The organism is Xenorhabdus sp. PB30.3, from assembly GCF_963895965.1.
Taxonomy (GTDB): domain Bacteria; phylum Pseudomonadota; class Gammaproteobacteria; order Enterobacterales; family Enterobacteriaceae; genus Xenorhabdus; species Xenorhabdus stockiae.
Window position 1 is genome coordinate 64,430 of sequence record NZ_CAWQMW010000188.1, and the last position, 24,618, is coordinate 89,047.

At 43.3% G+C, this 24,618-nt stretch carries 28 protein-coding genes, 1 tRNA gene and 2 pseudogenes; 27 read left to right on the forward strand and 4 right to left on the reverse strand.

The window, feature by feature from the left end; genetic code table 11:
• Positions 1-97: 97 nt before the first annotated feature.
• Positions 98-829: a type 1 glutamine amidotransferase gene (locus tag AACX38_RS19865; protein WP_228863301.1), complete on the forward strand. Its 732-nt coding sequence runs from the start codon at positions 98-100 to the stop codon at positions 827-829.
• A 74-nt stretch (positions 830-903) separates the two neighbouring features.
• On the opposite strand, the gene AACX38_RS19870 is transcribed toward AACX38_RS19865, so the two are convergent.
• Together AACX38_RS19870 and ygfZ are read right to left on the reverse strand one after the other, a co-directional pair.
• Complete coding sequence (locus AACX38_RS19870) at positions 904-1,512, reverse strand: HD domain-containing protein (RefSeq protein ID WP_228863302.1); 609 nt, start codon at positions 1,510-1,512, stop codon at positions 904-906.
• 15 nt (positions 1,513-1,527) lie between these two features.
• Positions 1,528-2,526 (reverse strand): tRNA-modifying protein YgfZ, encoded by a 999-nt coding sequence (ygfZ, locus tag AACX38_RS19875; RefSeq protein WP_228863303.1) that lies wholly within the window; start codon positions 2,524-2,526, stop codon positions 1,528-1,530.
• A gap of 395 nt (positions 2,527-2,921) precedes the next feature.
• On the opposite strand from ygfZ, the gene sdhE reads away from it, so the two are divergent.
• Together sdhE and AACX38_RS19885 are read left to right on the forward strand one after the other, a co-directional pair.
• On the forward strand, positions 2,922-3,188 hold the full coding sequence (gene sdhE / locus AACX38_RS19880; RefSeq protein WP_099111378.1) for an FAD assembly factor SdhE: 267 nt from the start codon (positions 2,922-2,924) through the stop codon (positions 3,186-3,188).
• Complete coding sequence (locus AACX38_RS19885) at positions 3,169-3,609, forward strand: protein YgfX (protein ID WP_228863304.1); 441 nt, start codon at positions 3,169-3,171, stop codon at positions 3,607-3,609. The genes sdhE and AACX38_RS19885 overlap by 20 nt, the downstream gene beginning before the upstream one ends.
• Before the next feature lie 56 nt (positions 3,610-3,665).
• Here the strand turns inward: AACX38_RS19885 and fldB are convergent, their stop codons facing one another.
• The gene (fldB, locus tag AACX38_RS19890) at positions 3,666-4,184 is read right to left on the reverse strand and encodes a flavodoxin FldB (protein ID WP_099111413.1); all 519 of its coding nucleotides are present in this window, start codon (positions 4,182-4,184) and stop codon (positions 3,666-3,668) included.
• A gap of 139 nt (positions 4,185-4,323) precedes the next feature.
• Here fldB and xerD point away from each other — a divergent pair, with 139 nt between their 5' ends.
• The 15 genes and pseudogenes from xerD to AACX38_RS19965 all read left to right on the forward strand — a co-directional run bounded on the left by xerD (position 4,324) and on the right by AACX38_RS19965 (position 18,329).
• Positions 4,324-5,232 carry a site-specific tyrosine recombinase XerD gene (gene xerD, locus AACX38_RS19895; RefSeq protein ID WP_228863327.1) on the forward strand — a complete coding sequence of 303 codons (909 nt, stop codon included), beginning with the start codon at positions 4,324-4,326 and terminating at the stop codon, positions 5,230-5,232.
• 74 nt (positions 5,233-5,306) lie between these two features.
• The gene (dsbC, locus tag AACX38_RS19900) at positions 5,307-6,008 is read left to right on the forward strand and encodes a bifunctional protein-disulfide isomerase/oxidoreductase DsbC (protein ID WP_228863305.1); all 702 of its coding nucleotides are present in this window, start codon (positions 5,307-5,309) and stop codon (positions 6,006-6,008) included.
• 83 nt (positions 6,009-6,091) lie between these two features.
• Complete coding sequence (recJ, locus tag AACX38_RS19905; protein WP_228863306.1) at positions 6,092-7,825, forward strand: single-stranded-DNA-specific exonuclease RecJ; 1,734 nt, start codon at positions 6,092-6,094, stop codon at positions 7,823-7,825.
• A gap of 162 nt (positions 7,826-7,987) precedes the next feature.
• Positions 7,988-9,086 (forward strand): peptide chain release factor 2 gene (prfB, locus tag AACX38_RS19910; RefSeq protein ID WP_228863307.1). Its coding sequence is split into 2 segments (ribosomal slippage): positions 7,988-8,062 and positions 8,064-9,086, totalling 1,098 coding nucleotides; the frame shifts between segments, so codons are not numbered across the junction.
• 9 nt (positions 9,087-9,095) lie between these two features.
• Entirely contained in the window at positions 9,096-10,610 is a 1,515-nt protein-coding gene (gene lysS / locus AACX38_RS19915) for a lysine--tRNA ligase (protein ID WP_228863308.1), read from the forward strand.
• Positions 10,611-10,781: 171 nt separating this feature from the next.
• Positions 10,782-10,855, forward strand: a tRNA-Gly gene (locus AACX38_RS19920).
• A gap of 144 nt (positions 10,856-10,999) precedes the next feature.
• Positions 11,000-11,209, forward strand: a pseudogene (locus tag AACX38_RS19925) (phage integrase central domain-containing protein); the annotation flags it as partial.
• Between the two features lie 211 nt (positions 11,210-11,420).
• A complete protein-coding gene (locus tag AACX38_RS19930) occupies positions 11,421-12,254 on the forward strand; it encodes a DUF6387 family protein (protein WP_228863309.1) in 834 nt (277 codons plus the stop codon).
• Positions 12,255-12,449: 195 nt separating this feature from the next.
• Complete coding sequence (locus AACX38_RS19935; RefSeq protein WP_228863310.1) at positions 12,450-12,665, forward strand: helix-turn-helix transcriptional regulator; 216 nt, start codon at positions 12,450-12,452, stop codon at positions 12,663-12,665.
• A gap of 86 nt (positions 12,666-12,751) precedes the next feature.
• Positions 12,752-13,762: a hypothetical protein gene (locus tag AACX38_RS19940; protein WP_228863311.1), complete on the forward strand. Its 1,011-nt coding sequence runs from the start codon at positions 12,752-12,754 to the stop codon at positions 13,760-13,762.
• A gap of 109 nt (positions 13,763-13,871) precedes the next feature.
• Positions 13,872-14,042 carry a DUF4222 domain-containing protein gene (locus tag AACX38_RS19945; RefSeq protein ID WP_228863312.1) on the forward strand — a complete coding sequence of 57 codons (171 nt, stop codon included), beginning with the start codon at positions 13,872-13,874 and terminating at the stop codon, positions 14,040-14,042.
• Positions 14,043-14,044: 2 nt separating this feature from the next.
• Positions 14,045-14,350 carry a hypothetical protein gene (locus tag AACX38_RS19950; RefSeq protein WP_228863313.1) on the forward strand — a complete coding sequence of 102 codons (306 nt, stop codon included), beginning with the start codon at positions 14,045-14,047 and terminating at the stop codon, positions 14,348-14,350.
• A complete protein-coding gene (locus tag AACX38_RS19955; RefSeq protein WP_228863314.1) occupies positions 14,344-17,079 on the forward strand; it encodes a TOPRIM and DUF927 domain-containing protein in 2,736 nt (911 codons plus the stop codon). The genes AACX38_RS19950 and AACX38_RS19955 overlap by 7 nt, the downstream gene beginning before the upstream one ends.
• A 244-nt stretch (positions 17,080-17,323) precedes the next feature.
• Positions 17,324-17,722 carry an antiterminator Q family protein gene (locus AACX38_RS19960; RefSeq protein ID WP_228863315.1) on the forward strand — a complete coding sequence of 133 codons (399 nt, stop codon included), beginning with the start codon at positions 17,324-17,326 and terminating at the stop codon, positions 17,720-17,722.
• Positions 17,723-17,864: 142 nt separating this feature from the next.
• On the forward strand, positions 17,865-18,329 hold the full coding sequence (locus tag AACX38_RS19965) for a hypothetical protein (protein WP_228863316.1): 465 nt from the start codon (positions 17,865-17,867) through the stop codon (positions 18,327-18,329).
• A gap of 387 nt (positions 18,330-18,716) precedes the next feature.
• On the opposite strand, the gene AACX38_RS19970 is transcribed toward AACX38_RS19965, so the two are convergent.
• Positions 18,717-18,911, reverse strand: a complete 195-nt coding sequence (locus tag AACX38_RS19970) for a hypothetical protein (protein ID WP_228863317.1) — start codon at positions 18,909-18,911, stop codon at positions 18,717-18,719.
• A gap of 445 nt (positions 18,912-19,356) precedes the next feature.
• On the opposite strand from AACX38_RS19970, the gene AACX38_RS19975 reads away from it, so the two are divergent.
• The 9 genes and pseudogenes from AACX38_RS19975 to AACX38_RS20020 all read left to right on the forward strand — a co-directional run bounded on the left by AACX38_RS19975 (position 19,357) and on the right by AACX38_RS20020 (position 24,545).
• On the forward strand, positions 19,357-20,058 hold the full coding sequence (locus AACX38_RS19975; RefSeq protein ID WP_228863318.1) for a DUF2829 domain-containing protein: 702 nt from the start codon (positions 19,357-19,359) through the stop codon (positions 20,056-20,058).
• 171 nt (positions 20,059-20,229) lie between these two features.
• The gene (locus AACX38_RS19980; RefSeq protein ID WP_370630596.1) at positions 20,230-20,538 is read left to right on the forward strand and encodes a phage holin family protein; all 309 of its coding nucleotides are present in this window, start codon (positions 20,230-20,232) and stop codon (positions 20,536-20,538) included.
• Complete coding sequence (locus AACX38_RS19985) at positions 20,535-20,762, forward strand: hypothetical protein (protein WP_228863319.1); 228 nt, start codon at positions 20,535-20,537, stop codon at positions 20,760-20,762. Before AACX38_RS19980 ends, AACX38_RS19985 begins: the two co-directional genes overlap by 4 nt.
• Entirely contained in the window at positions 20,762-21,196 is a 435-nt protein-coding gene (locus AACX38_RS19990; protein WP_228863320.1) for a lysozyme, read from the forward strand. The genes AACX38_RS19985 and AACX38_RS19990 overlap by 1 nt, the downstream gene beginning before the upstream one ends.
• Positions 21,193-21,642, forward strand: coding sequence for a lysis protein (locus tag AACX38_RS19995; RefSeq protein WP_228863321.1), 450 nt, complete (start codon positions 21,193-21,195; stop codon positions 21,640-21,642). Before AACX38_RS19990 ends, AACX38_RS19995 begins: the two co-directional genes overlap by 4 nt.
• 201 nt (positions 21,643-21,843) lie before the next feature.
• A complete protein-coding gene (locus AACX38_RS20000; RefSeq protein ID WP_228863322.1) occupies positions 21,844-22,404 on the forward strand; it encodes a Panacea domain-containing protein in 561 nt (186 codons plus the stop codon).
• Positions 22,401-22,805 (forward strand): hypothetical protein, encoded by a 405-nt coding sequence (locus AACX38_RS20005; protein ID WP_228863323.1) that lies wholly within the window; start codon positions 22,401-22,403, stop codon positions 22,803-22,805. Before AACX38_RS20000 ends, AACX38_RS20005 begins: the two co-directional genes overlap by 4 nt.
• 131 nt (positions 22,806-22,936) lie before the next feature.
• Positions 22,937-23,026, forward strand: a pseudogene (locus tag AACX38_RS20015) (lysis protein); the annotation flags it as partial.
• Between the two features lie 1,183 nt (positions 23,027-24,209).
• The gene (locus AACX38_RS20020; protein WP_228863324.1) at positions 24,210-24,545 is read left to right on the forward strand and encodes an HNH endonuclease; all 336 of its coding nucleotides are present in this window, start codon (positions 24,210-24,212) and stop codon (positions 24,543-24,545) included.
• The last annotated feature ends 73 nt before the right edge of the window (positions 24,546-24,618 follow it).

Here is a 24,618-nt window from a genome sequence, read left to right on the forward strand (position 1 = left end):
AAAGCAGTATTGAGAGGAATCTCATACTGCTTTTTTATATTTACCTGATTTTAAATTTACAAGAAATAGTTTGACTTTTTTCTAAGGCAATAACGTAATGCGAATTCATTTTGTTGTACATGAGTATTTTGAAGCGCCGGGCGCATATGAAGACTGGGCTAAGGCGAGGGGATACCAAACCACATTTTCACGGGTTTATCTTGGGGAAAAGTTACCGGATTCACTGGATGATATTGATTTTCTGATAGTGATGGGTGGACCACAAAGCCCGGCAACCACAATCGCTGAGTGTCCACATTTTGATGCGGCATCAGAGAAGCAGCTTATTTTAAAAGCCATTTCATCAAATAAAGCCGTTATTGGAGTTTGTCTTGGTGCACAATTAATTGGTACAGCACTGGGCGCAGGTTTTGCGAATAGCCCTGAAAAAGAAATTGGTAAGTATCCAATTATGCTCACTGAAGAGGGTTTGAAAAATAACAAATTTAGCCATTTTGGTGAAATGCTTGAAGTAGGGCATTGGCATAGTGACATGCCGGGTTTAACGCCAGATGCAAAAATTATCGCTTTTAGTGAAGGTTGCCCCAGACAGATTATTGAATATCAACATCTGGTTTATGCTTTCCAGTGCCATATGGAGCTGACCACAGAGGTGGTTGAGTTGCTTATCCAAAACTCAGAAAAAGAACTGAGTAAAGCGAATGAATATAAATTTGTTCAGACACCAGAAGTATTACGCACTCATGATTATAGTGAAATGAATAATAAATTATTTGTTTTTCTCGATAAGCTGGCTGAACAATATCTAATGATGAGTTCATACAGATAAAAAACATCGCTTATAAAATTGCACCGCATATTACGGTGCAATTGAAGAGTGTTATCTATTGTTATTATAAACAATTACTCTTTTAACCAGCCTTTCTCTCTTGCTGCTTCCAGTTGTGGCAGTAAATATTTCCAGAATTCAGGATAACTCTCAGAAATGAAACTGAGTAAATTAAAGGCTTGTTCAAAACGAATGCCGTTTTCTACCCAGCTTTGACCGTTATTATGCAGGTTCATCAACACCGGCATAACTCTGTCGAGCATTTTAGCAAAGCATGCTTCCGGTGTTTCTCCATCTTCGTATTCGTGCCAAAGTGCCAGAAAATGATCTCTTTGCGATTCAGGCAGTAAACCGAAAATACGTTTAGCAGCTTGTACCTCCTGCTCGTGGATGGCTTCACGGGCCGCCAAGTCAAACGCGATAACATCCCCTGCATCGATTTCGACAATATCGTGGATCAGTGCCATCTGGATGACTCGGCTGATATTTACATTGCCGGCATAGGGAGCAAAACTGATAACTGCCAGTGCAAAGTGCCAGCTATGCTCCGCAGAGTTTTCATGACGCTCATTACTCAGGATCTTTGTTTTGCGGTATACATTTTTTAACTTGTCCAGTTCCATGATGAAGGAAATGACATCGGTAAATGGCCCAAAATCAACAGCGGTTACAGTTTTTGACATAAAAGACCTCAATTATTATTTTTCTTCCAATGAATAGGGTAGTGCCTGTATAGAAAGGGAGGAGTGTTCATCCTCACGAACGCGGAATACGCTGTCTGCCTCCATATCATTATTCATGACGGCTTGTATCCAGACTGAATCATCAGCCAATCTGACTGAAGCGAGAACTGTACCCGTCCTGCGCCATTTATCACCTAGCTGCCACTCCAAATCATCACCAGCCACCGGCAGGGAAGAAGCGTTGCCAGCCAGCCAGTACATAGCCCGCTTATTAGCTCCGCGATATTTAGCCCGGGCTACCATTTCCTGACCGGTATAACACCCTTTCTGGAAATTGATACTGCCTTCAAGAGCCTGAAGATTGGTGGCCTGCGGAATAAATTGCGCACTGTTAGTTTCATCAATAACAGGGAAGCCAGCTTCAATTTCCAGCGCCAGCCATTGTGGGCTATTGTTCATCTGTGCCTGAGATTTCTCTACTAACGTTTCAGTTAACTGAGCTGTGGTTGCACTATCTGTTATGAGAAGAAAGCGTTCTGTTGGAAGAGAGAAGTGGAGAAGGGTTGTGGTTTCATGCTGGATAACGGCTGTTTCTGTATCAGGCAGTACCGGAAAAAATGCCGCTAGTGCTTCCCTGCTTCCTGAACCTGCGATACCAAGTAAGATACTTTCTTCATCTTTGGCAAAGGTGACTTTAGAGAATACAGCATATTTCTTCAATTCAGCCAGTTGAGTATCCAATATGGAACGATGTCCGATATAGGCAAAACCTTCTCCGCGATGAAACAGCCGCAGATTACTCCACATCTTACCTTTGGCATCACAGTGTGCGCATAACACATGCTGGTTTGCATCCAGAGAATGAATATCCGCAGTTACCTGACCTTGCAGATATTTTTCGGCATCAGCTCCGATTGCAGTCACTATTGCCCAATCATCAAGGGAAATTAACGTGAGGGGGAGCGTTGCGGAAGGCGATGGGGATTGTGCAGAAAACGGAATTTGGTAAGCCATAACAGCTCCTGCCATAAGCTATCTGAGAAATAACGTTAATGGTAAAAGAGATGAAGCTCAATGCAAAGGGGTTATTCCGGTTATTTTTCTGTTGAATGTTTATTGTTAACCTGTTGCGAAGCCTCTCGCATATTGTAGATATAAAACGGAATCCAGGGCTGTAAATAGTGAAAAACAGTACGGAATCGCTGATAATTATGCCTGAATGTGAAATTTTGCAATCGTGATCATTTTTGTAATAGCGGTAAACTTGTTAACCTTTCACTCTGTTCTTACAGCCGTTGTTTTTACAGGGGCAACAGTAATTTCTTGTGGTAGAGGTTCTTTGCAGCAATCGAGTAAAAGCCTTACCGCACCAATGGCACGAATGAAAATAATCAAGAGGCTTTTTAAACATGGATATTAACAATAAAGCGCGTATTCACTGGGCATGTCGTCGTGGAATGCGTGAGCTGGATATTTCTATCATGCCATTTTTTGAATATGAATATGATTCTTTAAGTGATGATGAAAAGCATATTTTTGTTCGTTTGCTGGAATGTCCGGATCCTGATCTGTTCAACTGGCTAATGAATCATGGTCGTCCGGAAGATGAAGCGCTTTTCGGTATGGTGCAATTGATCCAAAGCAGAAATCAGGCTCGTGGCCCTGTGGAACAGTAAACTGAGGTTATCCCGCCAGACGCGATGGTTCTCTTCCTGTGTACATGGAATGATTGCGCTGGCTGCTTTATTTGCACCGTGGTCCGCTAAAAACCTTTATTTCGGGTTCCCAGTGCTTGTTATCCCAATCCTTGCCATGATTATGGTGAGTTGGGTACGAAGCCAGAAAAATATTCAACAGTGTCAGGGGCAATTGATACTGTTGCAGGGCAATAAAGTACATTGGCAAAATGTAAGGTGGGAAATGACTCAGTCGCCGTGGCTTAGCCGTTATGGAATGATGCTTTCACTGTGCGCACTTGAGCAACCTAAAGGTTTTCGTCATAAGTCTGCTGTTCGGTTATGGGTGGCATCAGACAGTATGCCACCGCAAATGTGGCGCTATCTCAACCAGCTGATGCGTCAATACCCCGATACATAACCAATAAAGAATAACTAACCTTATACCCTGTTCTTATATCCAATGTACTTCGGATATTAAAATAGCGCTTCCATCTCTGCCAATATCTGCATACACCACTGGCTCAGACGTTCGTCAGTCTCTTCGAACTGGTTCACATCATCCAGAGCAAGGCCGACAAACTGTTTGCCATCATCAGTCAGTGGTTTTGGACTGGTGAATTCATAGCCTTCAGTTGGCCAGAAACCAATAAACTGTGCGCCAGTAGGCAGCAGATGGTGATACAGCATTCCCAGCGCATCCAAAAACCATTCACTGTAATCAATTTGATCACCCATACCATACATGGCAACAATTTTGCCTGATAAATCCAGTGATGGAAGTTGATCCCAAATAGCCAGCCAGTCTTCCTGTATTTCACCGAAATCCCATGTAGGCATACCGAGAATTAAGACGGAATACTCTTCCATCAATTGAGGGTCACAATCTTTGACGTTATGCAGGTCAATCAGATCTTCACCAAGAATATCGCGTATTTTTTCTGCTACCATTTCAGTGTAGCAAGTGGTAGAACCGTAAAATAGACCAATTTTCATCGTTAATTATCAGTGAATTTTTAATATCAGAAGAGGCATTGTAACAGAAGAATTGCTTTTTCAGGCATAATAGCTGACCGGAAGGCACGGATACAAAGGAGGGCTTGTGCCAAAAAAACATGACTTATCAAAAAATGATGTGCCGGAACAAAGCCCGTTATCTGATCCTCTGATAGAGCAATTTTTGGATGCGATCTGGCTGGAAAAGGATCTGGCAGAAAATACACTCGCTTCTTATCGGCTGGATTTACAGTGTTTGAATAACTGGTTAGTTCAAGGGGGCTATGATTTACTTTCTGTTCAGTCCATTGAATTACAATCATTTTTGGCTGAGCGGGTAGATGGCGGTTATAAAGCCAGTAGTTCAGCGCGTTTGTTAAGTGCAATGCGCAGATTATTTCAGTATCTTTATCGTGAAAACATTCGGGCGGATGATCCTACTGTACTTTTATCTGCTCCTAAATTACCTAAGCGCTTACCGAAAGATTTAAGCGAAAAACAGGTTGAAAATTTACTGAATACGCCTTCGAGTGACCAACCGATAGAGTTACGGGATAAGGCAATGCTTGAAGTGCTTTATGCTTGTGGTTTACGGGTATCCGAATTAGTCGGGCTGACATTATCAGATGTGAGTTTACGTCAGGGAGTTGTCAGAATAGTGGGGAAAGGGAACAAAGAAAGGTTAGTTCCTTTAGGCGAAGAAGCTCTGTACTGGCTGGAACAATATCTTGAATATGGACGTCCGTGGCTGCTGAATGGCATAGTATCCGATGTATTTTTTCCCAGTAAACGCGGGACACAGATGACTCGTCAGACCTTCTGGCACCGGATCAAGCATTATGCAGTATTGGCTGGCATTGATTCGGAACGTTTATCTCCTCACGTTTTACGTCATGCTTTTGCAACACATTTAATTAATCATGGCGCTGACTTACGGGTTGTGCAGATGTTACTGGGTCACAGTGATCTCTCCACAACGCAGATTTATACTCATGTGGCAACTGAGCGTCTCAAGGTGCTGCACCAACAACATCATCCTCGCGGATAACTCATTTATAAATAGCGGTTCAACGAACACTATTTTTGGAGAAATTGCGAAGCAGGATGAAAAAGGAACAAAAAATGAAAAAGATTGCGTTTTGTCTTTCCTTAATACTTACTGCTTTTACCAGTAATGCATTTGCTGATAATAGTTTGATTAATCAGTCATTATCAAATATGGGCCTCAAAGCAGAAAGCATTAGCCCATCAGGGATTGCTGGTGTAAGTAGTGTTTTAACTCAGCATGGAACGATTTATCTATCCAACGATGGCCATTATATGTTTCAGGGCCCGCTTTACGACATTAGCAGCAAAATTCCAAAGCAAATTGTCAATAAATCTCTGGTGGAAAAACTGGAAGCCCTGAAAGGTCAGATGATTATTTATAAAGCACCGAAAGAAAAATATGTCGTCACGGTGTTTACAGATATTACTTGTGGTTATTGCCGTAAGTTGCATGAAAACATGAAGGAATATAATGACGAAGGAATTACGGTCCGGTATCTGGCATTCCCGCGTCACGGTCTGGAACACCAGTCAGCTAAAGATATGCAATCAATCTGGTGCAGTGCGAAAGCTAACAAGGCACTGGATGCTGCTTTCAAAGGGGATAAAATTTCACCTATTGAGAGCTGTAAAAAGGATATCGCCAAGCATTACGAGCTGGGTTTACAGTTTGGCATCAATGGAACGCCGGCAATTGTACTCAAGGACGGTACTCTGATTAGTGGTTTTTTACCGCCAAAAGATTTAGCTAAGGCATTGGCACAGCATGGTGAATAATCACCAGAGTATCTTGCTGTAAGCAAATAATACGCGGTGAATTAAACTCAGTAATCATTAAAATCCAGTGATGAATTAATCCAGTGAATAGAAAAACACAACTCCGCCGCCGTCCAGCGGCGGATGATAGTCTCCTTCCTGATAGTATCCACCCACTATTACGCCGTCTTTATGTCACACGAGGCATACGTCAGGCTGATGAGTTAGAACGCGGTGCTAAAGGGTTACTCAATTATCAGTCTCTCAGTGGTATAGACAGGGCTGTTTCTCTGCTTGTCGAAGCATTACAGCAACATTGGCGCATTGTTATTGTTGGTGATTTTGATGCTGACGGCGCGACCAGTACCGCATTAAGCATTCGGGCGTTACGTGCAATGGGGTATCGGGATCTGGATTACTTTGTGCCTAATCGCTTTGAAGATGGCTATGGCTTGAGTGTGCAGGTTGTAAACGATGTCGTGAAAAAAGGCGCAGATCTGATCATCACCGTGGATAATGGGATCTCTTCCCATGATGGTGTCATGGTTGCACATCAGCATGGGCTTAAAGTGATCGTCACAGATCACCATTTGCCGGGAGAAACGTTGCCGACCGCAGATGCCATTGTTAACCCGAATCTGACGGATTGCTCCTTCCCTTCAAAAGCGCTGGCAGGTGTTGGTGTTGCTTTTTATCTGATGTCAGCCCTTAGGGCCGAATTACGTAAAATAGCGTGGTTTGAGCAACAGGGTATTCCTTTGCCTAATCTGGCGGAACTGCTTGATCTGGTTGCTCTGGGAACAGTGGCTGATGTGGTTCCGCTGGATACCAATAATCGCATTTTGGTGTATCAGGGATTGAATCGAATCCGTGCCGGGCGTTGTTGTGCTGGTATCCGGGCATTGCTGGAAATTTCTAAACGGGAAGCAGCAAAATTATCAGCCAGTGATTTGGGATTTTCCCTTGGGCCACGGTTAAATGCCGCAGGACGGCTGGATGATATGTCCGTTGGGGTTACGCTGTTATTAACTGACGATATGGCTCATGCCCGGCAGATTGCCTGTGAACTGGATGGACTGAACCAGACCCGACGCGAAATCGAACAGGGAATGCAGCAGGAAGCCTTGCAAATTTGTGACCAGATTGAGCGCACACATACCGAATTGCCTTATGGACTGGCCATTTATCATCCAGAGTGGCATCAGGGAGTAGTCGGCATTCTGGCATCACGCATTAAAGAACGCTTTCATCGGCCAGTGATTGCTTTTGCTCCTGCGGGTGATGGCACACTGAAAGGCTCAGGCCGTTCCATCAATGGGCTGCACATGCGCGATGCGCTTGAGCGCCTTGATACTTTATATCCCGGATTAATGCTGAAATTTGGTGGTCATGCAATGGCTGCCGGATTATCGTTGGAGCAGGATAAATTTGAGTTGTTTCAGCGCCATTTCTCTGCCTTGGTCGCTGAGTGGCTGGATATAGCACAGCTGGAAGGTGTTGTCTGGAGCGATGGAGAGTTGACACTGGGAGAACTCTCACTGGAGATCGCAGAGGTTCTTCGGGATGGCGGCCCTTGGGGGCAGGCATTTTCTGAGCCGGTATTTGACGGAAAGTTCAGGTTGTTGCAACAGCGGATTGTGGGTGAAAAGCATCTGAAAGTCATGATTGAGCCATTAAGCGGAGGGCCAATGCTGGATGGTATTGCTTTTAACATTGACACCAAGTACTGGCCTGATAATAGCGTCAAAACGGTTGAATTGGCTTATAAACTGGATATTAACGAGTTTCGAGGTAATCGTGATGTTCAGCTTTTGATCCAGCACATCTGGCCTTGTTAAATAAGCCTGAGTGATTGCTCGGATTACATCGTCGAAATGATAAGACAAAGGGTATATAAACCCTGTGTCAGATCCGTTACAATGCACGGTTCGACAATATCTATGGTCATCTTTCTATAAAAACCATCGTTTTTATAAACCACAACGTATAAGACACGAAATATGTTTGAAATTAATCCGGTAAAAAACCAGATTCAGAACCTGTCTGAGCGGACAGCAGTTCTGAGGGGGTATCTTTGACTATGATGCCAAGAAAGAACGTTTAGAAGAAGTTAATGCTGAATTAGAGCAGCCTGATGTCTGGAATGAGCCGGAGCGGGCACAGGCGTTAGGCAAAGAACGTTCATCACTGGAAGGCATCGTTGAAACGATTGATCAGCTTGAACAGGGACTGGAAGATGTGAGCGGCTTGCTGGAGCTGGCCGTTGAAGCTGATGATGAAGAGACTTTCAATGAAGCAATAGCTGAATTGGAACAACTGGAAGAAAAACTGGGTCAGCTTGAATTCCGCCGTATGTTCTCAGGCGAGTATGACAGTGCGAACTGTTATCTGGATCTACAGGCTGGCTCTGGTGGTACAGAAGCACAGGACTGGGCCAGTATGCTGATGCGTATGTATCTGCGCTGGGCAGATAGCAAGGGCTTCAAGACTGAAATTATCGAAGAATCTGATGGTGATGTAGCTGGTTTGAAATCCGCTACCATCAAAATCATCGGTGAGTATGCTTACGGCTGGCTGCGTACTGAAACAGGAGTACATCGCTTGGTACGTAAAAGCCCGTTTGATTCCGGTGGTCGTCGCCATACATCATTCAGCTCTGCCTTTATTTACCCTGAAGTTGATGATGACATTGATATTGAAATCAATCCTGCTGATTTGCGTATTGATGTATATCGTGCTTCTGGTGCTGGTGGTCAGCATGTCAACAAAACCGAATCTGCGGTGCGTATTACCCACGAACCGACAGGCATTGTCACTCAGTGTCAGAATGATCGTTCTCAGCATAAAAACAAAGATCAGGCGATGAAACAGTTGAAAGCCAAACTGTATGAGCTGGAAATGCAAAAGAAAAATGCTGATAAACAGGTAATGGAAGAGAACAAATCGGATATCGGCTGGGGTAGCCAAATTCGCTCTTATGTTTTAGATGATTCCCGCATTAAAGACTTGCGTACAGGTGTTGAAACCCGTAATACACAATCTGTGCTGGATGGTGATTTGGACAAATTCATTGAAGCAAGCTTAAAAGCTGGCCTATGAGGAACTAAAATGTCGCAACAACAGCAGGGGGCTGAGCAGGCTCCTGACTTAAATAACGAACTGAAAACACGCCGTGAGAAACTGGTTACGCTGCGTAGCAACGGTATTGCATTCCCGAATGATTTTCGTCGTGAAAACATTTCTGAAGATCTGCATGCAAAATACGATGATAAGACGCAGGAAGAGCTGGAAGCACTGAATGTTGAAGTCACTGTTGCTGGTCGTATGATGACCCGTCGTATCATGGGCAAGGCTTCTTTTGCGACCTTGCAGGATATGGGCGGTCGTATTCAGATCTACGTTTCTCGTGATGATCTGCCGGAAGGCATCTATAACGAGCAGTTCAAAAAATGGGATTTGGGTGACATTTTAGGTGCACGCGGTCAGTTGTTTAAAACCAAAACGGGTGAGCTTTCTATCCACTGTAGTGAATTGCGTCTGCTGACTAAAGCACTGCGCCCACTGCCGGATAAATTCCACGGCCTGGCGGATCAGGAAACGCGTTATCGTCAGCGTTATCTGGATCTGATCTCCAATGATGAATCGCGCAAGACATTCCAGATCCGCTCCCGCGTTATGGCTGCACTGCGTAATTTCATGGTCAGTAAAGACTTCATGGAAGTCGAAACGCCAATGATGCAGGCAATCCCTGGTGGGGCGAGTGCACGCCCATTCACTACCCATCACAATGCGCTGGATATCGACATGTATCTGCGTATTGCACCAGAGCTTTATCTGAAACGTCTGGTGGTTGGTGGTTTTGAACGCGTGTTTGAAATCAACCGCAACTTCCGTAACGAAGGTATTTCTCCGCGTCATAACCCAGAGTTCACCATGATGGAACTCTACATGGCTTATGCGGATTATCAGGATCTGATCGTTCTGACTGAAGAACTGTTCCGTACCTTGACTCAGGATGTACTGGGAACGACTTTGGTCAAATACGGCGAACAAGAGTTCGATTTTGGCAAGCCTTTCGTCAAAATGACCATGAAAGAAGCAATCTGCAAATATCGCCCGGAAACCAACATGGCGGATCTGGATGATATGGATAAAGCAGTGGCTATCGCTGAATCTATCGGTATTGAAATTGATAAAGGCTGGGGATTAGGTCGTATTCAGTGCGAAATCTTTGAAGAAACCGCAGAAAGCCACTTAATCCAGCCAACATTCATTACTGAATATCCGGCAGAAGTTTCTCCGTTGGCACGTCGTAATGATGATAACCCATTCATTACTGATCGTTTTGAATTCTTCATTGGCGGACGTGAAATTGGTAACGGTTTCTCCGAGCTGAACGACGCAGAAGATCAGGCAGAACGTTTTGCTGAGCAGGTTCGTCAGAAAGACGAAGGTGACGACGAAGCGATGTTCTACGATGATGACTACGTCACTGCACTGGAACATGGCATGCCACCAACAGCAGGTCTGGGCATCGGTATCGACCGTATGGTGATGCTGTTCACTGACAGCCATACCATCCGTGACGTGATCCTGTTCCCGGCTATGCGTCCGAATAAATAATCATTTTTGATTAAAACCTATAATACGCCCTGCTCAGTTATATGTGCAGGGCGTATTTTTATCCAATAAGATAAATTGATGTAGTTGAATGAAAAATTGAACCGCCTTGAATTGATAAGCAGTTGCTGATATTCGGTAGGAGGTATATATTTGACTGCGTCATATCGCTATGCGGGTGTAGCTCAATGGTAGAGCAGAGGCTTCCCAAGCCTACGACGAGGGTTCGATTCCCTTCACCCGCTCCACATAAACATCTCCCTCAGTCAATCAAAGTCTACTAAGTCCAGTAAAATCAAAGAATAGTTAAAAATCATACTCTATTATCGTCTACTGTTATCTATTGAAATGTATCCCATTTAGAGGGAATGTATGGGGGCGATTGAGAAACTAAAAAAGTACGTCAGCGTTGTGGTGAAGTTTGGCAATACGCAATAGTTACAGGGAGAGCCAAATATAATCCAGCACCTGATTTAGTCTCAACTTTTGTTCCACATAAAAAAGAACATTATCCATTTTTATTTGTTGATGAATTACCGCAGTTCTACAAAGTATTAAATACTTATACAGCAAGTTTTATTGTAAAGATGGGAATGCGTATGCCGACTATATGGATGTACTCGAACGGGGTGAAAATGTGGTATATGGCACATTTGGGAAGTGTGCTTAACTGGGTAAATAGACGGCAATAATTGTCTTTAGTAGACTATCCAAGACGTTAAAGAATACAGCTATGTCTAGGCTGATCTCCGAAAACCCGTACACCTCTACGGGCTGACATAGCTCCTGCTAATAGAGGGCGTGAGGTGGCGGATGAAAAATAAGCCTGATTATTGTCCCGAATGGTTTGATTTAGATAACTATGATATTTGCTATAAATTCAATAGAATTGCTTGGTGGCACGCAATCATGCAACGCAAAGTAATGATCGCCAATGATTTGAAAAAAAGTTTATCATCTGGAATGAGTAGGGATTATGCTATAAGTATGTTGAAGTTTTATTCAAATGAAGCTAGCACAATTATTTATAATAATTCAAAAAAAGGAATTGACCAGCTTAGAGATAATAGCATTTCTGAGATTGGGTTATTTGAATACATTGATATACATAGTACTCTCAGGAAAAACCATCCTGAAATTATGAATAGTATTGACAAGATGCTCAAAGTAATTGATGGATACCAAGAAAAAGAAGAAGTGCCCGTAGATTCAATGGGGTATGAATACGCATGGCATGATTATGACATGGATGAATTTTTTCCTTCTGATTTAAATATTACTGGCTCTTTTTATGAACAAGATATAAATTCCCATCCTTATATACATGTCGACTTATATAAGAACGACGATTTAATCATTAATGATTTTACAGAATGGTTAAAGAAAAAAAGAAAGCAAGAAAACATAGGCACTAAAACAGAAAAAATATCAGATAATGATTTATCTAAATTGGCTGAGAATAAGGTTTTTCCATATATAGATTTATATTTATGGAAAATAATATCTGGACATAAAATCACTCAATATCAGATGGCTAATTTACTATTTCCTAATGAATATGAAGTTAACATAACAGACAGACTAAGGTTAGTGACTAAACCTAAAGCAATGGCGCTGCTGGAAAGCAAAATTGATTTAATAATGTAATGGAATTTTTCTTTTTTCGTTTCGGAGTGATAATAGCGACTTTTTACTTCGGGGCGAAAATCATAGCATTTAGATTCGTAGTAAAATTAATGAATTATCATCTCTCGCATTAACTTGCGTTTTGAAATTTAATACCTCCTGTCATCAACAAACTTCCACTAAAACGAATTAAGGACTAGATAACAGGAGGGCTACATGCCAGCAATCACAATACCTAAAGAAAACCTTATCCGCTTACCCGAAGTTCAACGCAGAACTGGCTACGGTAAAGCGTGGATCTACAGACTCATTGCAGATAATAAATTTCCTAAGCAAGTCAAAATTGGCACTCGCTCAGTCGCTTTTATTGAATCAGAAATTGATGGCTGGATAAATCAGCGAATTTCTGAATCTCGCGGCGAGGTGATGTGATGAAACGCTCTATATTCCAACCCATAATAGACAATATAAATAACCCCTATAGCCGAAAATCAAATTAATTAAGACAGGGTAAAACAATGACATCTAAAAATGCGGCCTTAAATGGTCAGGGACTCGCTCACTCTGAAAACAACCAGAATGATATTTTAAATATCCGCAAAGCGGTTATTTCCGGTGACTGGTCACCGATCAACAAAGGTATTTGCACACTGACTGATTTAGGATTGCGTCATAATGGACAAGGGGTAGTTTGGCGTAATTCTGGTGTATCGGTTCACGATGCAGAAAGTGATATAGGACTGACAGGGAGGGATAAAACATCATTTGATTATCATACGGCGTTATTTCCAAGTAATACTTTGACAAATAACACTTTTTGTCGTGATTTCCACCCTCATAAAGTGGATAGTTATTGTTTGTTAATCCTGTCAGAGTCTGATTCATGGGTTGAATACTGGCATCGAAAAGACGGTAAGGCGTTAACGACTTTTGCAGTACAGGTGCTTGCTAATGAAAGGCAGGAGGATTTTGATCATTGGGTTATCTATCGTCATCCTGTACAACCGGATAAATATACCGTTATCAATGCGGAAAAAGATAAGACGTTGGTGCAAGAATATATTCGCCACGGCTGGTTATGCGAATCAATTCATGAACTTTCCTTGCTGGTGAAAAGCAATATTGAGTTTGGTCGCTTAATGACTCGATTAGGTTATATCAAAATCCGAACCGACAAGATCACGGGACACAAAGAAACGTTCTGGGTTTATCGTTCCGCTGAGAAAGGGTTAAACGCCAGAGAAAAACAACCTCAAATTGATACCAGTTATGCCCGTGTGATAAAACGTATTTCTCATGGCAAACAGTCGTTATGTCCAAATACTTCATTGAAAAATAATGTATTTACTCCATTTGTCCAGTATGCAAAACAACCAATCAGAACCTTCGAACGCATTGCTGTAGACGGTCAGTGGCTCTACGTCTATGCCGACCACATTCGCTTTCTAACAAAGAAACGTCACCGTGTTGAGGGTGTTCGGGTTCAGGGTTACACGGCAAAAGGAATAGAGCTGCGAGAGGTGGTGTGATGATCGCTATGCCTGGTGACTCCTTGAGGTTAAGGAGTCCTATTACCGTAGTCCTCAGTTTGGGAGGCTATTCCCTCTCTGATATTCGTTTCCCGTCAGGAGGTGAATTATGCGCAACCCTGAACCCCATGACTATTACGCTCACAAGAACGGGGAAACCGTACAGGTGCTGTCAGTTGCCTTTAATCGCGTGACCTTTGTCCGTGAGGGTTATCAAAGCCCCATCATCATGCCATTAAGCCGTTTCACTCAAGAATACACCTACGCAGGGAGAGCCTGATTATGTCTGATATCTATAACCATTTGGTACGTACTAATTTCGACTCCATGAGCACCGAAGAACTCAAAAATCTGCGTAAAAACTCCGAAGGGGCATTGAGCAGCGTGATGGCGGCCATGTCGGCAATGGGGGAGATGGCGTTCTGGTCAGTTGATAACGAAAACTATGACAATCGTCAGGCAAGGGAAGATTTACGTCGTATCGGTGAAGCATTGATGTATTTACCAAGGATCGCCGAAGCGCTGAACGATACGGAACAAAACGCTCAGTTTGAACTCCATCACCGCGAGGGATTCCCGAAATGGTAAGTCATATTGATATTCGTTCGGTGAAATCAGCAGCGCAAAATCAGTGGCAAGGGTTGTTATCTGCTTGTGGGGTGGATGTTCCAGCAAAGGGTAAGCATGGTGCTTGCCCTATCTGTGGCGGGAATGATCGCTTTCACTTCATAGACGACCACGGAGACGGTAACTGGCATTGTCGCCAGTGTGATAACCCGCATCATGGCGATGGCTTTGATTTACTCATGAAGGCCAAAGGAGTGACGATCACTGAAGCAACAAAGATGGTTGCTGATGCGCTGTTACTTCCCTTGCCTGAACCCCAGCCTGCCAGAAAGGAGGCTCCAAAATCAGAGGCTCCTCCGATAGCTGAAAAAGTGAACAAGCTGGTGGCTCAAGCTACTACCGGACAATCTGATTATCTGGCCAAAAAGGGGCTGCCATGCCCCGATCAGAAGCTACTGAACGACGGTTCGTTATTACTGGTCACTCAGACACTGGACAACACAATCACCGGTGCGCAAATCATCAATCCGAAGGGTGAAAAACGTCTTGTCGCTGGGACGCAGAAAAAGGGGAGTGTTATCCCCTTATCACCCGTAATTGGAATACCAGACACGATCATCATTACTGAGGGTTATGCAACCGCTTTAACGGTGAGCCAATTGTATGAGGGCTGGGTACTGGCTGCGATTGATGAAGGCAATTTACCGACCGTGGCTAAACAGGTCAGGGAACGGTGGCCTGATGTGAAAATCATCCTTGCCGCCGACAATGACTGGTACGCACCGGAAGAACTGGACGATAAAGGCAAGCCCAGGAAGAACGTCGGTAAGATTGCCGCCGAGAAAACCGCTAAGGCTATTGATGGATGGGTAGCGTTACCGCCAACAGAGCACAAGGCCGATTGGGACGATTATCGCCAGCAGCACGGTATTGAGGCAGCAAAGCAGGCATTCAGTGAAGGGTTGTATCAGGTGGAAGCGAATATGTCAGTACCAAAATCAGTCGTCATTAATCTGGACGAACACCGGGCAAAAGAGCGTGATCCGTTAATACCGTTCACTCAAGCCCGAAAAGAGGGAATTTTTCATATCACCCCTAAATTAGATAAAGAAACAGGCGAGATTATCAAACCTGAGCAATGGTTATGCTCCTTTGTTGAAGTCATTGGAACGGGTACGCTGGATGGTGATGAAGATGATCAATATCTCATTTTTCGTTGGAAAGCCCAGGGTAAGAAAGACCCCGTGATTAAAGGTATTTCCTCGGCTCATGTGGGTGAACGTGAGGGATGGCGGATACTGAAAGCGGCGGGTGTACAGGTCACCACTAAAAACCATCTCAGGGCGATTCTGGGTGACTGGTTTATCCGAAACCCGGCACAAGAAACATGGAGCGTTACCACTAAAACAGGCTGGCACAAAGGCGCGTATATCATGCCTGATGGTTCCATCATCGGTAAGCCAGAACAACCGGTGTTATTTGTGGGGGGCAGTGCGTCAGCAAATGCCTACACCGTCTCAGGAACGGCGGAAAGCTGGCGTAAGCATGTAGCCACACTGGCGAATAATAACCCGTTCATGATGCTGGGTATTGCGACTGCATTAGCTGCACCTTTGGCGGGTATCGTGGGAACTGATGGCTTCGGTATTCATTTGTATGCTCAATCCACCGCGGGGAAAACAACAACCGCTGATATTGCAACCAGCTTATACGGCGAACCCGATAAGCAGCGCCTGACATGGTACGGCACTGCATTAGGTATTGCCAATGAAGCACTGGCTCATAATGATGGTCTGTTATCACTGGATGAAGTCGGACAGGGCGCAAACCCGAAATATGTTCATATGTCAGCCTATACGCTGTTTAACGGTAAAGGCAAGATTCAGGGTGCTAAAGAGGGCGGCAACCGACCCATGGCAAGCTGGCGAACCGTTGCGATCAGTACGGGTGAAAAAGATATTCCGACATTCCTCATTGAAGCTGGTATCAAAATTAATGCCGGGCAATTGGTCAGGTTGCTGAATATTCCGATGGAGCGCGCTAAAGAGTTGCACGGTCTGGAAAATGGCAAGGCCCACGCTGACGCTTTAAAACAAGGTTGTCGGGAGCACCACGGCGCAGCGGGACGAAAATGGATTGATTACCTCTCTTCACACCAGAAGGAGGCCAGACAAACCTATCTTGATGCGCAAGCCCGATGGAGTAAGTTAATTCCTGAAAGCTACGGTGAACAGGTGCAACGGGTCAGTGATCGATTTGCCGCTCTGGAAGCGGCCATGATATTGGGGCGCGTTGTGACCGGATGGGATGAACGAGAGTGTCAGGATGCTCTGCAATATATCTTTAATGTCTGGGTGGCTGAGTTTGGTACGGGGAATAAAGAGCTTGAACAAATTGTGGAACAAGCGGTTTCGTTTCTCAATGCTTACGGCATGAGCCGTTATGCCCCTCTGCCCTATGATGAAAGGGATCTGCCTATACGGGATTTAGCCGGTTACCGGGAAAAGAAAGGTATCCATGATGATGCACCCATAACCTTTTATACGCTGCCTGCCACATTCAAACAGGAAATTTCACGGGGGTTTAATACGGATATGTTTGCCGATGTATTAGCCAAAAAAGGTATCCTGAAAAAGCCAGCCAGTGGCAGGAGCTTTCAGGGAAAAACGCCCCGCCTGAAGCACTTAGGGGGCATTCAGCAGCGGGCGTATGTCATGGTACTGATCCCTGAATCGGATGAAGAAGCCTGATTTATCACACAAGAACTCAAACCTGTTGTCTCAGTTGTCTCTGTTGTCTCATTTTTATTAACTCAATGAATTTTCATTATTTATATTTTTAGTTTGAGACAACACGAGACAACAAACAGTGCATTTGAGACAACACCGTATTGCCGGAAAAAGGAGGCAGTAGAGGCATGTTGAAAGTATTTAATCAGTTACACTGTCAGAAAGAAAATAGCGTCAATGGGTCGGCTGCTGAGGGAGAGTGTAAATGCGTGATATGCAGATGATATTAAGCCAGTGGGGCGCATGGGCCGGTGACGGTCACAGTGCGGTTGATTGGGCACCCATTGCGGCTGGATTTAAGGGATTGACACCCAGCACCCGAAAAAGTCGCATCCAGTGTTGTGATGATGACGGATTTGCTATCGATGCAGCCGTTCTGCGGTTGAAGAAGCATAATCCGTATTCCTACCAGCTGATTGTATTGCACTACATCAAGGCGCTGCCACTCAGACCAATGGGGATTAAGTTAGGTATTTCTCATAACGAAGTCGCCAAACGATTACAGGCCGCAGAGGGATTTATTGAGGGTGTACTGGCTGTTTCAGATGTGGTTCTGGAACTGGATAAATGTGCACAAAAAGAAATCATTGATAAGGTTGCGTAATTACAAAAGTCAGTATATTGTGATAAGAGTGATAGCAATGTCACACAGCTTATTAATTTATCAAGCCTCGCTTTTGCGGAGTTTTTTTGTCTGTTATGGTTACGCTACAATCAGCTTTAATGCAAATCAATAAGGTTAATTTATGAAAAAAGCATTTGTAGCAGGAGCGTTAGCAATATCTTTCTGTGGCTATGGTTTTGCCGGAACTAACATCAAAGATGACCTTATAGGTACTTGGGCAATGGTACCAACAATCGAGGGATCTGCTCACGTTATAGAATTTAGGCCAGATAATACTGAACATTTTCATATTTTCACATGTGATTGGTTTAATAAAAAAGTGATTAAAGGCGACATATTTTCCGAACAACAAGCAGAAAAATACATATACACATACAAAATATCTGATGACTTAATTTCAATAACGTTTAACAATGAGAAAGAGCCTTTTGTTACTCTTAAATTTAAAGGAGTAGAAAAAAAGCGGAATAGAACGTTCTTGAAATTAACCGAGATCGATAAACGTAGAAATGAAAACATTGATTTTTCTTACGTGAAAACTGATAAAATTCAGCCTTTATGCCCTCCTTACTTTGAGAAAGAATAGATAGCCAAAATCAAGAATTAGTTTTCCGATAGAATTCCATAGCCTCGCACTCGCGGGGTTTTTTGTTTGCATCAAAAGTAATATCCTAGACAACCATCTATGCCATTTGTTGACCGTTCACATATGTTAAAATCTCGCCGCACGGGGGTGAATGAGACTTTAATCGCGTGAGCGGTCAGCCAATGGCGTAAAGCCTGATATCTGAACTAATTCAAAGTGTACGTTACGGTCAATACCTATATCGTAGTTAAATCAATATATTAAGTGTGATTTTAGGTGTTTCGGTCAACATACTGATCGGGAGAGAATACCCATGAAATATGAATTCGAATGGTGCGATGAGTTCGATGGATTTTAATTCCCCCGAATTTGAGGGAATATAGTAGTCTACTTTTTATTTTCGCCTTTTTTCAATTTAAGCCCAAAGAGAATGAGCCCAATAGCCAATAAGCTTTCGACAGTACCCAGTAAAAAATCATCATATTGAATAAATCTAATACCCGCCATAAAAAGTAATATCACACCGGCAAGAATGAATTTAAATGACTTTTGTTTGAGTGGGTTTTTATCGTTCGGTTGCATAAAAATCCTTTTATATTAAATGGTAAGATCTAGCATGAGTATCACATGTTCGGTCATTCCGAACAACTCAACCTGTCGGCGAAACCGACTAGTTCAAATCCCGATATGGGGAATCCCATAACGGAACAAACTCAAGTAGTTAGATCAGGGTCGAGCAGCACCATATACCATATTTAAATCAGTATGTTAGATATGGTTTCGGTTGATATGAGCAGCACTCGATCGCTACAAATTAAGTCATGCCAGCACCAAACTTCAAATATACACCTCACTGAATCACGCACTCGACTAACAGACAAACTTTATAATGCGTCACCCTATTTTAAGGCGTATTGATTCTGTTACAGTCTATTCAATTGAGATAACAACCTGACCTCAGTAATATTAACTGGCTAGTTAGCAGTAGGATGAAATGACCTTTAACGAATAATAAAATGAGGTGTTTATGTCTGAAGTTAATAAGCTGGATCAATATGAATTTGACAATGATAATACTGTTGTATGGGCGGATCCGGGTTCTTTCGCATGGGCGATTAATAAAATATTTTTGGGGGGGAAGGTATCTCGTGCTAGCTGGAGTATGCTCAATAAGTATATGTCCCTTGCACCTGAGACTGGAGTAAGACCTTATATTATAAAGACCGAAGATGGTGTTGCATACCCTTGGAATCCATCACCAGAAGAATTGAACGAATATCTGAGAGCCAGCGACTGGAAATCTGAATGCATGCTGTCTTTTGATCTTAATATAGGAACCATCCAATATTATAATGGTAATGATCCCGATAATGATAAAGTTCAAGAGTGGGGATATTCGATTGAAAGCGAAGACAGGACATATGGCGTTCTAACTAATCTCCAGAGTACTATAGGAGTTGGAAGCATAGTAACATTCAAACTAATAGAGGTCCCCATTGGCACTTTCTGGGGAATGGAGTTGAAAGTTGATACCCAAAACCAACCAGACTTAGGAATTAAGAATCTTGAAGTAATTGTGAATGGTTCAACTTATAATCTTGGTTCTATTGGCCCTATCACACCCCCTGTGAATCGTTTTCTTTATATTTCTGATGGCGCAAAACAACTAGGCGCTTTAATGAAACAAAACGAAGGAAACACACTGTCTTTTTGTTTCAACTGGAAATAAATCTACACTCTGAATTCAAGGCTGCTGAATGCGGCCTTTTCTATTTTTGTCACCGCAATCACTCCTACAATCTCAGTATCTTTATTGCGGCTGGCAACCTATTCACTACAACTCACAGGGGCGACCACAGACTCACCCCACGGACGCCCATTGTTCTGATGGGGTGGAAATATGCGTATGCCAGATAAAGACCCAAGCAGCTTTGAGCTATCTCAATGGCTGATACTTTTGTTGCTTTCTGCATGGGGCGGGATCGTCCGCTACATCATTGATATAAAAACCAGCAACGCCCGCTGGAGTTGGTTTGGGGCATTTGCCCAAGTCATTGTTTCAGGATTTACCGGACTGATAGGCGGATTTATCAGTTTAGAGGCGGGGCTGAGCTTATACATGACATTCGCCAGCGCAGGCATGTGTGGAGCAATGGGCAGTATCGCCCTCACGTATTTCTGGAACCGACTGACAGGTGCTCACAGATGATTAAGGAAATATACGGTGTGAAGATATTTCCGCTGGTTGTAATGTTTTATCAGGTTCGTCGTTGGTGGGCGTTACGGAAGCTGAGGAACTGGTGGCGAGCTGATATGCGTTTTCTGAAAGTTCTGCGTCAGCATAAAAGGATTTGTGATCACCTTAATTTCTACAGACGTTATCGGCTTATCAGGCTACTGGCAGAATGCGAGCAACAGCGGGGTAATATCTGATGAAAATCAGCGAGAACGGATTGAGTTTCATCAAGCAATATGAAGGCCTGAAACTGAAAGCTTATCCCGATCCGGCAACGGGTGGTATTCCGTGGACAATCGGCTACGGTCACACAAAAGATGTCAAGCCGGGGCAAGTGATAACAGAACAGCAGGCCGAAGCATTTCTGCATGATGACCTTCAGCCTATCTACATCACCCTTGAATCAGCCGTGAAGGTATCACTGACTCAGGGTCAGTTTGATGCGCTGTGCTCGTTCATCTTCAACTGTGGTGCGGGTAACTTTGCTCGCTCTACTTTGTTGAAGAAGCTTAATGCCGGTGACTATCAAGGTGCAGCCGATGAGTTCCTGAGATGGAATAAAGCTGCAGGTAAGGTGATGGATGGTCTGACTAAGCGTAGGGCATCTGAACGCCAGATGTTTTTATCATGAAGCTAAATTTTACCTACGGTGTGGTTATTGCGCTGATTATTGCTTCCGGTGCCGCTTACCTCTATCGCTCTGTCTACAAGAAACAGCTCGGTATAAATAACGACCAGCTAATCGAAATCCAGCAACTGACCGACCGAATTAACTATCAGAACACGCACATTGACATGCTGCATGAGTTAGACACCAAACACTCTCAGGAACTCACCAATGCCAAGACTGAAATCGATACTCTTCGGGCTGATGTTGCCGCTGGTCGTCGCAAGCTGCGTATCCAAGCCAGCTGCCCTGTGTCTGAAACCTCTTCCTCCGTCAGCGTGGTCAATGCAAGAACCCCACAACTTACAGAGCCAGCTAAACAAGATTATTACGATCTCCTCAGAATGATGGCGGAGAATGAACAGCAAACTAAGTACTTGCAGGAATATATTAGAAATCAGTGTAAATAGAGTATCGCAATCACAAAATTAATAAACTTGCAACATATTTATTTTTAATAGTAAAATCAATTTATTAAGCGCTATCTTTAAGGTAAATTGATTGTAAGATGGCTTAAAGAGCATAGAAATAATAGAGAATATTTATACCTTAAGATATACTCCGTCATGAAGAGTTATCAATTTGATAGCGCAGATTCATTGGAGGTTTCTATGTTTTGCGAAATAAAAGTAGCCCAAATGGCTGCGTACCTGCTATCGAAAGGTGGTGGGCGCATGGCATATCTGAAACTAATGAAACTCATGTATCTGGCTGACAGAGAGTATATGAGGAAATACGGGGAATCACTCAGCGGTGACCGTATGGTATCTATGCCTCAGGGGCCAGTCCTCTCATATTCACTCGATTTAATGAATGGCTCCGTGCAGGGTTCAGACGATGGCTGGGGAAAATGGATTGCCGGTGTTAGTAATTATGAGCTAATCACAAAACTCCCATCGGTTGACCGTGATGAATATGATGAGTTAACAGATGCTGAAATAGGTGTTTTGAGTGACGTCTATTCAGAATATGGCTACATGACAAAATGGCAGATAAGGGACTACACTCACTCGCATTGCCCTGAATGGGTCGATCCCCATGGCAACTCGTACCCAATTGACCCCAGAAGCGTTTTTCGTGCGCTGGGAAAATCAGATGAGACGGCGATACAACTTGCAAATAGGATGCGTGAACAAAACGAACTGGATCGAGTTATTAGCGGATTAACATGACAATTAACTTTGTGCCTGTTAAAAAAGGAGCAATAATGTTGCTTACAGGCGCAAAGGAACACCTGTTCTTTATTTGTAACGATCCTGTATTTTATCCTGCATTAACAAAAGAGTGTTTTCTTGCTGTCAACCTAACTACTATTTATCGCGATATCGCATATGATGATACGTGTATTTTAGGTATTGGCGATCATCCTTTTGTAAAGCATGACAGTTATATTCTTTATAAAAAAGCTGAAGTATTGGGAGTTGATACTGTAACTAGTCAGGTCATGGCTGGTGATATTAGAGTGTCAGAACCATGCCGTAATGATGTATTTGATAGGATACTGAACGGATTTAATGTTTCCCCTCATGTAAAACCTAAAATAAGAAAGTTTTATAACAAATATTGCAGATGATTTTAATATGATATTTCTTCGGTGCTACTTATCGATATTTGTTATCTTCATCTCTCGCCCTTAAATTTAAAGCCATTGCTACCTCCGGCATGGATGATGCAGCCACCGCCAGACCTACAGACTCCGCTGTCAGAAATTATTGGTTACTCAGAGAACGCATTGCCACCTCAGAACAAATAATTCTGGGATTGCAGGAGTATGTTAGGACGCAGTGTGGGTGATAGGACGGTGTAAGCACTACCGTCCTATCGGAAGTTATTATAAAGATAGGCAAGTATTGTAATCATGGTAAGCTGCTATGCACGAAGTCATACAGCTAGCCCAATCACTACCATTCATATACTCGCAAATCGAAGCGTAGGTCTGCATTGGTGCTAAAAGCGCAGTGCTTGCCACTAGGCAAAGAAGAAGATACTTTTTCATAGTTATTCTCCGCATCGTTTACAACGTTATCATCACAAAAACTGGTAAATCTAATAAACCCATCACACCGTAACAACAAGCGAATAATTCTTAACAATTGATTAACACTTGAAATTAAAGCTAATATTTCTTTACCCATTCCCTGAGTGGTTAAAGGAATACAGATAACTCATGCTGCCACTTCGTTCTCACCGCGTACCCAACGCATACGAACTGGTGGCATTTTTATTTCAACTGTAGAGATTACCTCTATGGTTATTTTATGCGCTGGACAAACTCAGTAAATTCACTGTATTTCAATGAATTACTTGGACATAACGTACTGGACAAAGCGACTTAACTCCTTGTTTTAACTCTTCTGTTTTGTGCGCACCTCTTCAGGTGTATCGATACCGATATCCCTTTGCGTCGGGTTATCGCCGTCTGTCGGTATTAGCTATGACATGCCTCCTTTTCATCGAGCGTACAGACCGAATCAAAAATAACCCATGCCCCTGAGAATAACAGATCATTATCAGCAACATCCGCTGTAGGCAGGCAAAGTGATGTGACAGCCGGAGAGACGGCAAATTCTGAACAGGCTATTCATTGAGTGGATTGTGCAGAGTTTTATCTCTGTTTTGACTGACTCCCGGCTAAAAAATGACGGGGTTATATAAAGCAGCTGACAGCAATATGCACGTAAAGTAGACTGAAACTTCAATAGGATTAATAAGCAAAGGGAGTTTTGTGTATGCATGAAGTGCAGGTATTTGTATTATTGCTCTTGTTTATGGTGATCTGCCTGATTACTCTTGCTGCTTCGGGTTGGATTTACATAAGACATAAACGGTGTGCTGGTGTCCTTATGTCCTCGATAGTCGGTTTAATATTATCCTTTCTTATCTTTTGCTGGTTATGCTCTATGTTACGCATAATATAAATTTGAGCACTAAATAATCACCACCTTCGGGTGGTTTTTTGCTTTATGGAGGACAGCGCATGTCATCCCGTATCTATGGCAGCAAATGGAATAAAGCCCGGCTGACTTTCCTGCAACACCACCCCCTGTGTGTGATGTGCCGGCAACAGGGCAGATTCACGGCCGCCACCGTCGTAGACCACATTGTCCCGCATAAACTCAAAGACGCCATGAACACCCGTCACAGCGCGGCCATCAAAGCGGCGCAGCGTTTATTCTGGGACAAAAAGAACTGGCAGTCACTGTGTGCCTCACATCATAACTCGACCAAACAGCGTATCGAGAAGCGCGGTCAGGACATCGGCTGTGATGCAAACGGTTATCCGCTGGATGCTCACTCACACTGGCACCAATAACCGCCTGAAATTGATGCAATGGAAAAGTGAAAGAAAGGCAATGGTGACGGGGGAAATCATCACGGGGAGGGCG

Excerpts from the sequence above, each read along its gene's own strand:
- AACX38_RS19865 (WP_228863301.1), top strand. The coding sequence starts at position 98 with ATGCGAATTCATTTTGTTGTACATGAGTATTTTGAAGCGCCGGGCGCA.
- AACX38_RS19870 (WP_228863302.1), bottom strand. The coding sequence starts at position 1,512 with ATGTCAAAAACTGTAACCGCTGTTGATTTTGGGCCATTTACCGATGTC.
- ygfZ (WP_228863303.1), bottom strand. The coding sequence starts at position 2,526 with ATGGCTTACCAAATTCCGTTTTCTGCACAATCCCCATCGCCTTCCGCA.
- sdhE (WP_099111378.1), top strand. The coding sequence starts at position 2,922 with ATGGATATTAACAATAAAGCGCGTATTCACTGGGCATGTCGTCGTGGA.
- fldB (WP_099111413.1), bottom strand. The coding sequence starts at position 4,184 with ATGAAAATTGGTCTATTTTACGGTTCTACCACTTGCTACACTGAAATG.
- dsbC (WP_228863305.1), top strand. The coding sequence starts at position 5,307 with ATGAAAAAGATTGCGTTTTGTCTTTCCTTAATACTTACTGCTTTTACC.
- lysS (WP_228863308.1), top strand. The coding sequence starts at position 9,096 with ATGTCGCAACAACAGCAGGGGGCTGAGCAGGCTCCTGACTTAAATAAC.
- AACX38_RS19930 (WP_228863309.1), top strand. The coding sequence starts at position 11,421 with ATGAAAAATAAGCCTGATTATTGTCCCGAATGGTTTGATTTAGATAAC.
- AACX38_RS19935 (WP_228863310.1), top strand. The coding sequence starts at position 12,450 with ATGCCAGCAATCACAATACCTAAAGAAAACCTTATCCGCTTACCCGAA.
- AACX38_RS19940 (WP_228863311.1), top strand. The coding sequence starts at position 12,752 with ATGACATCTAAAAATGCGGCCTTAAATGGTCAGGGACTCGCTCACTCT.
- AACX38_RS19945 (WP_228863312.1), top strand. The coding sequence starts at position 13,872 with ATGCGCAACCCTGAACCCCATGACTATTACGCTCACAAGAACGGGGAA.
- AACX38_RS19950 (WP_228863313.1), top strand. The coding sequence starts at position 14,045 with ATGTCTGATATCTATAACCATTTGGTACGTACTAATTTCGACTCCATG.
- AACX38_RS19955 (WP_228863314.1), top strand. The coding sequence starts at position 14,344 with ATGGTAAGTCATATTGATATTCGTTCGGTGAAATCAGCAGCGCAAAAT.
- AACX38_RS19960 (WP_228863315.1), top strand. The coding sequence starts at position 17,324 with ATGCGTGATATGCAGATGATATTAAGCCAGTGGGGCGCATGGGCCGGT.
- AACX38_RS19965 (WP_228863316.1), top strand. The coding sequence starts at position 17,865 with ATGAAAAAAGCATTTGTAGCAGGAGCGTTAGCAATATCTTTCTGTGGC.
- AACX38_RS19970 (WP_228863317.1), bottom strand. The coding sequence starts at position 18,911 with ATGCAACCGAACGATAAAAACCCACTCAAACAAAAGTCATTTAAATTC.
- AACX38_RS19975 (WP_228863318.1), top strand. The coding sequence starts at position 19,357 with ATGTCTGAAGTTAATAAGCTGGATCAATATGAATTTGACAATGATAAT.
- AACX38_RS19980 (WP_370630596.1), top strand. The coding sequence starts at position 20,230 with ATGCGTATGCCAGATAAAGACCCAAGCAGCTTTGAGCTATCTCAATGG.
- AACX38_RS19985 (WP_228863319.1), top strand. The coding sequence starts at position 20,535 with ATGATTAAGGAAATATACGGTGTGAAGATATTTCCGCTGGTTGTAATG.
- AACX38_RS19990 (WP_228863320.1), top strand. The coding sequence starts at position 20,762 with ATGAAAATCAGCGAGAACGGATTGAGTTTCATCAAGCAATATGAAGGC.
- AACX38_RS19995 (WP_228863321.1), top strand. The coding sequence starts at position 21,193 with ATGAAGCTAAATTTTACCTACGGTGTGGTTATTGCGCTGATTATTGCT.
- AACX38_RS20000 (WP_228863322.1), top strand. The coding sequence starts at position 21,844 with ATGTTTTGCGAAATAAAAGTAGCCCAAATGGCTGCGTACCTGCTATCG.
- AACX38_RS20005 (WP_228863323.1), top strand. The coding sequence starts at position 22,401 with ATGACAATTAACTTTGTGCCTGTTAAAAAAGGAGCAATAATGTTGCTT.
- AACX38_RS20020 (WP_228863324.1), top strand. The coding sequence starts at position 24,210 with ATGTCATCCCGTATCTATGGCAGCAAATGGAATAAAGCCCGGCTGACT.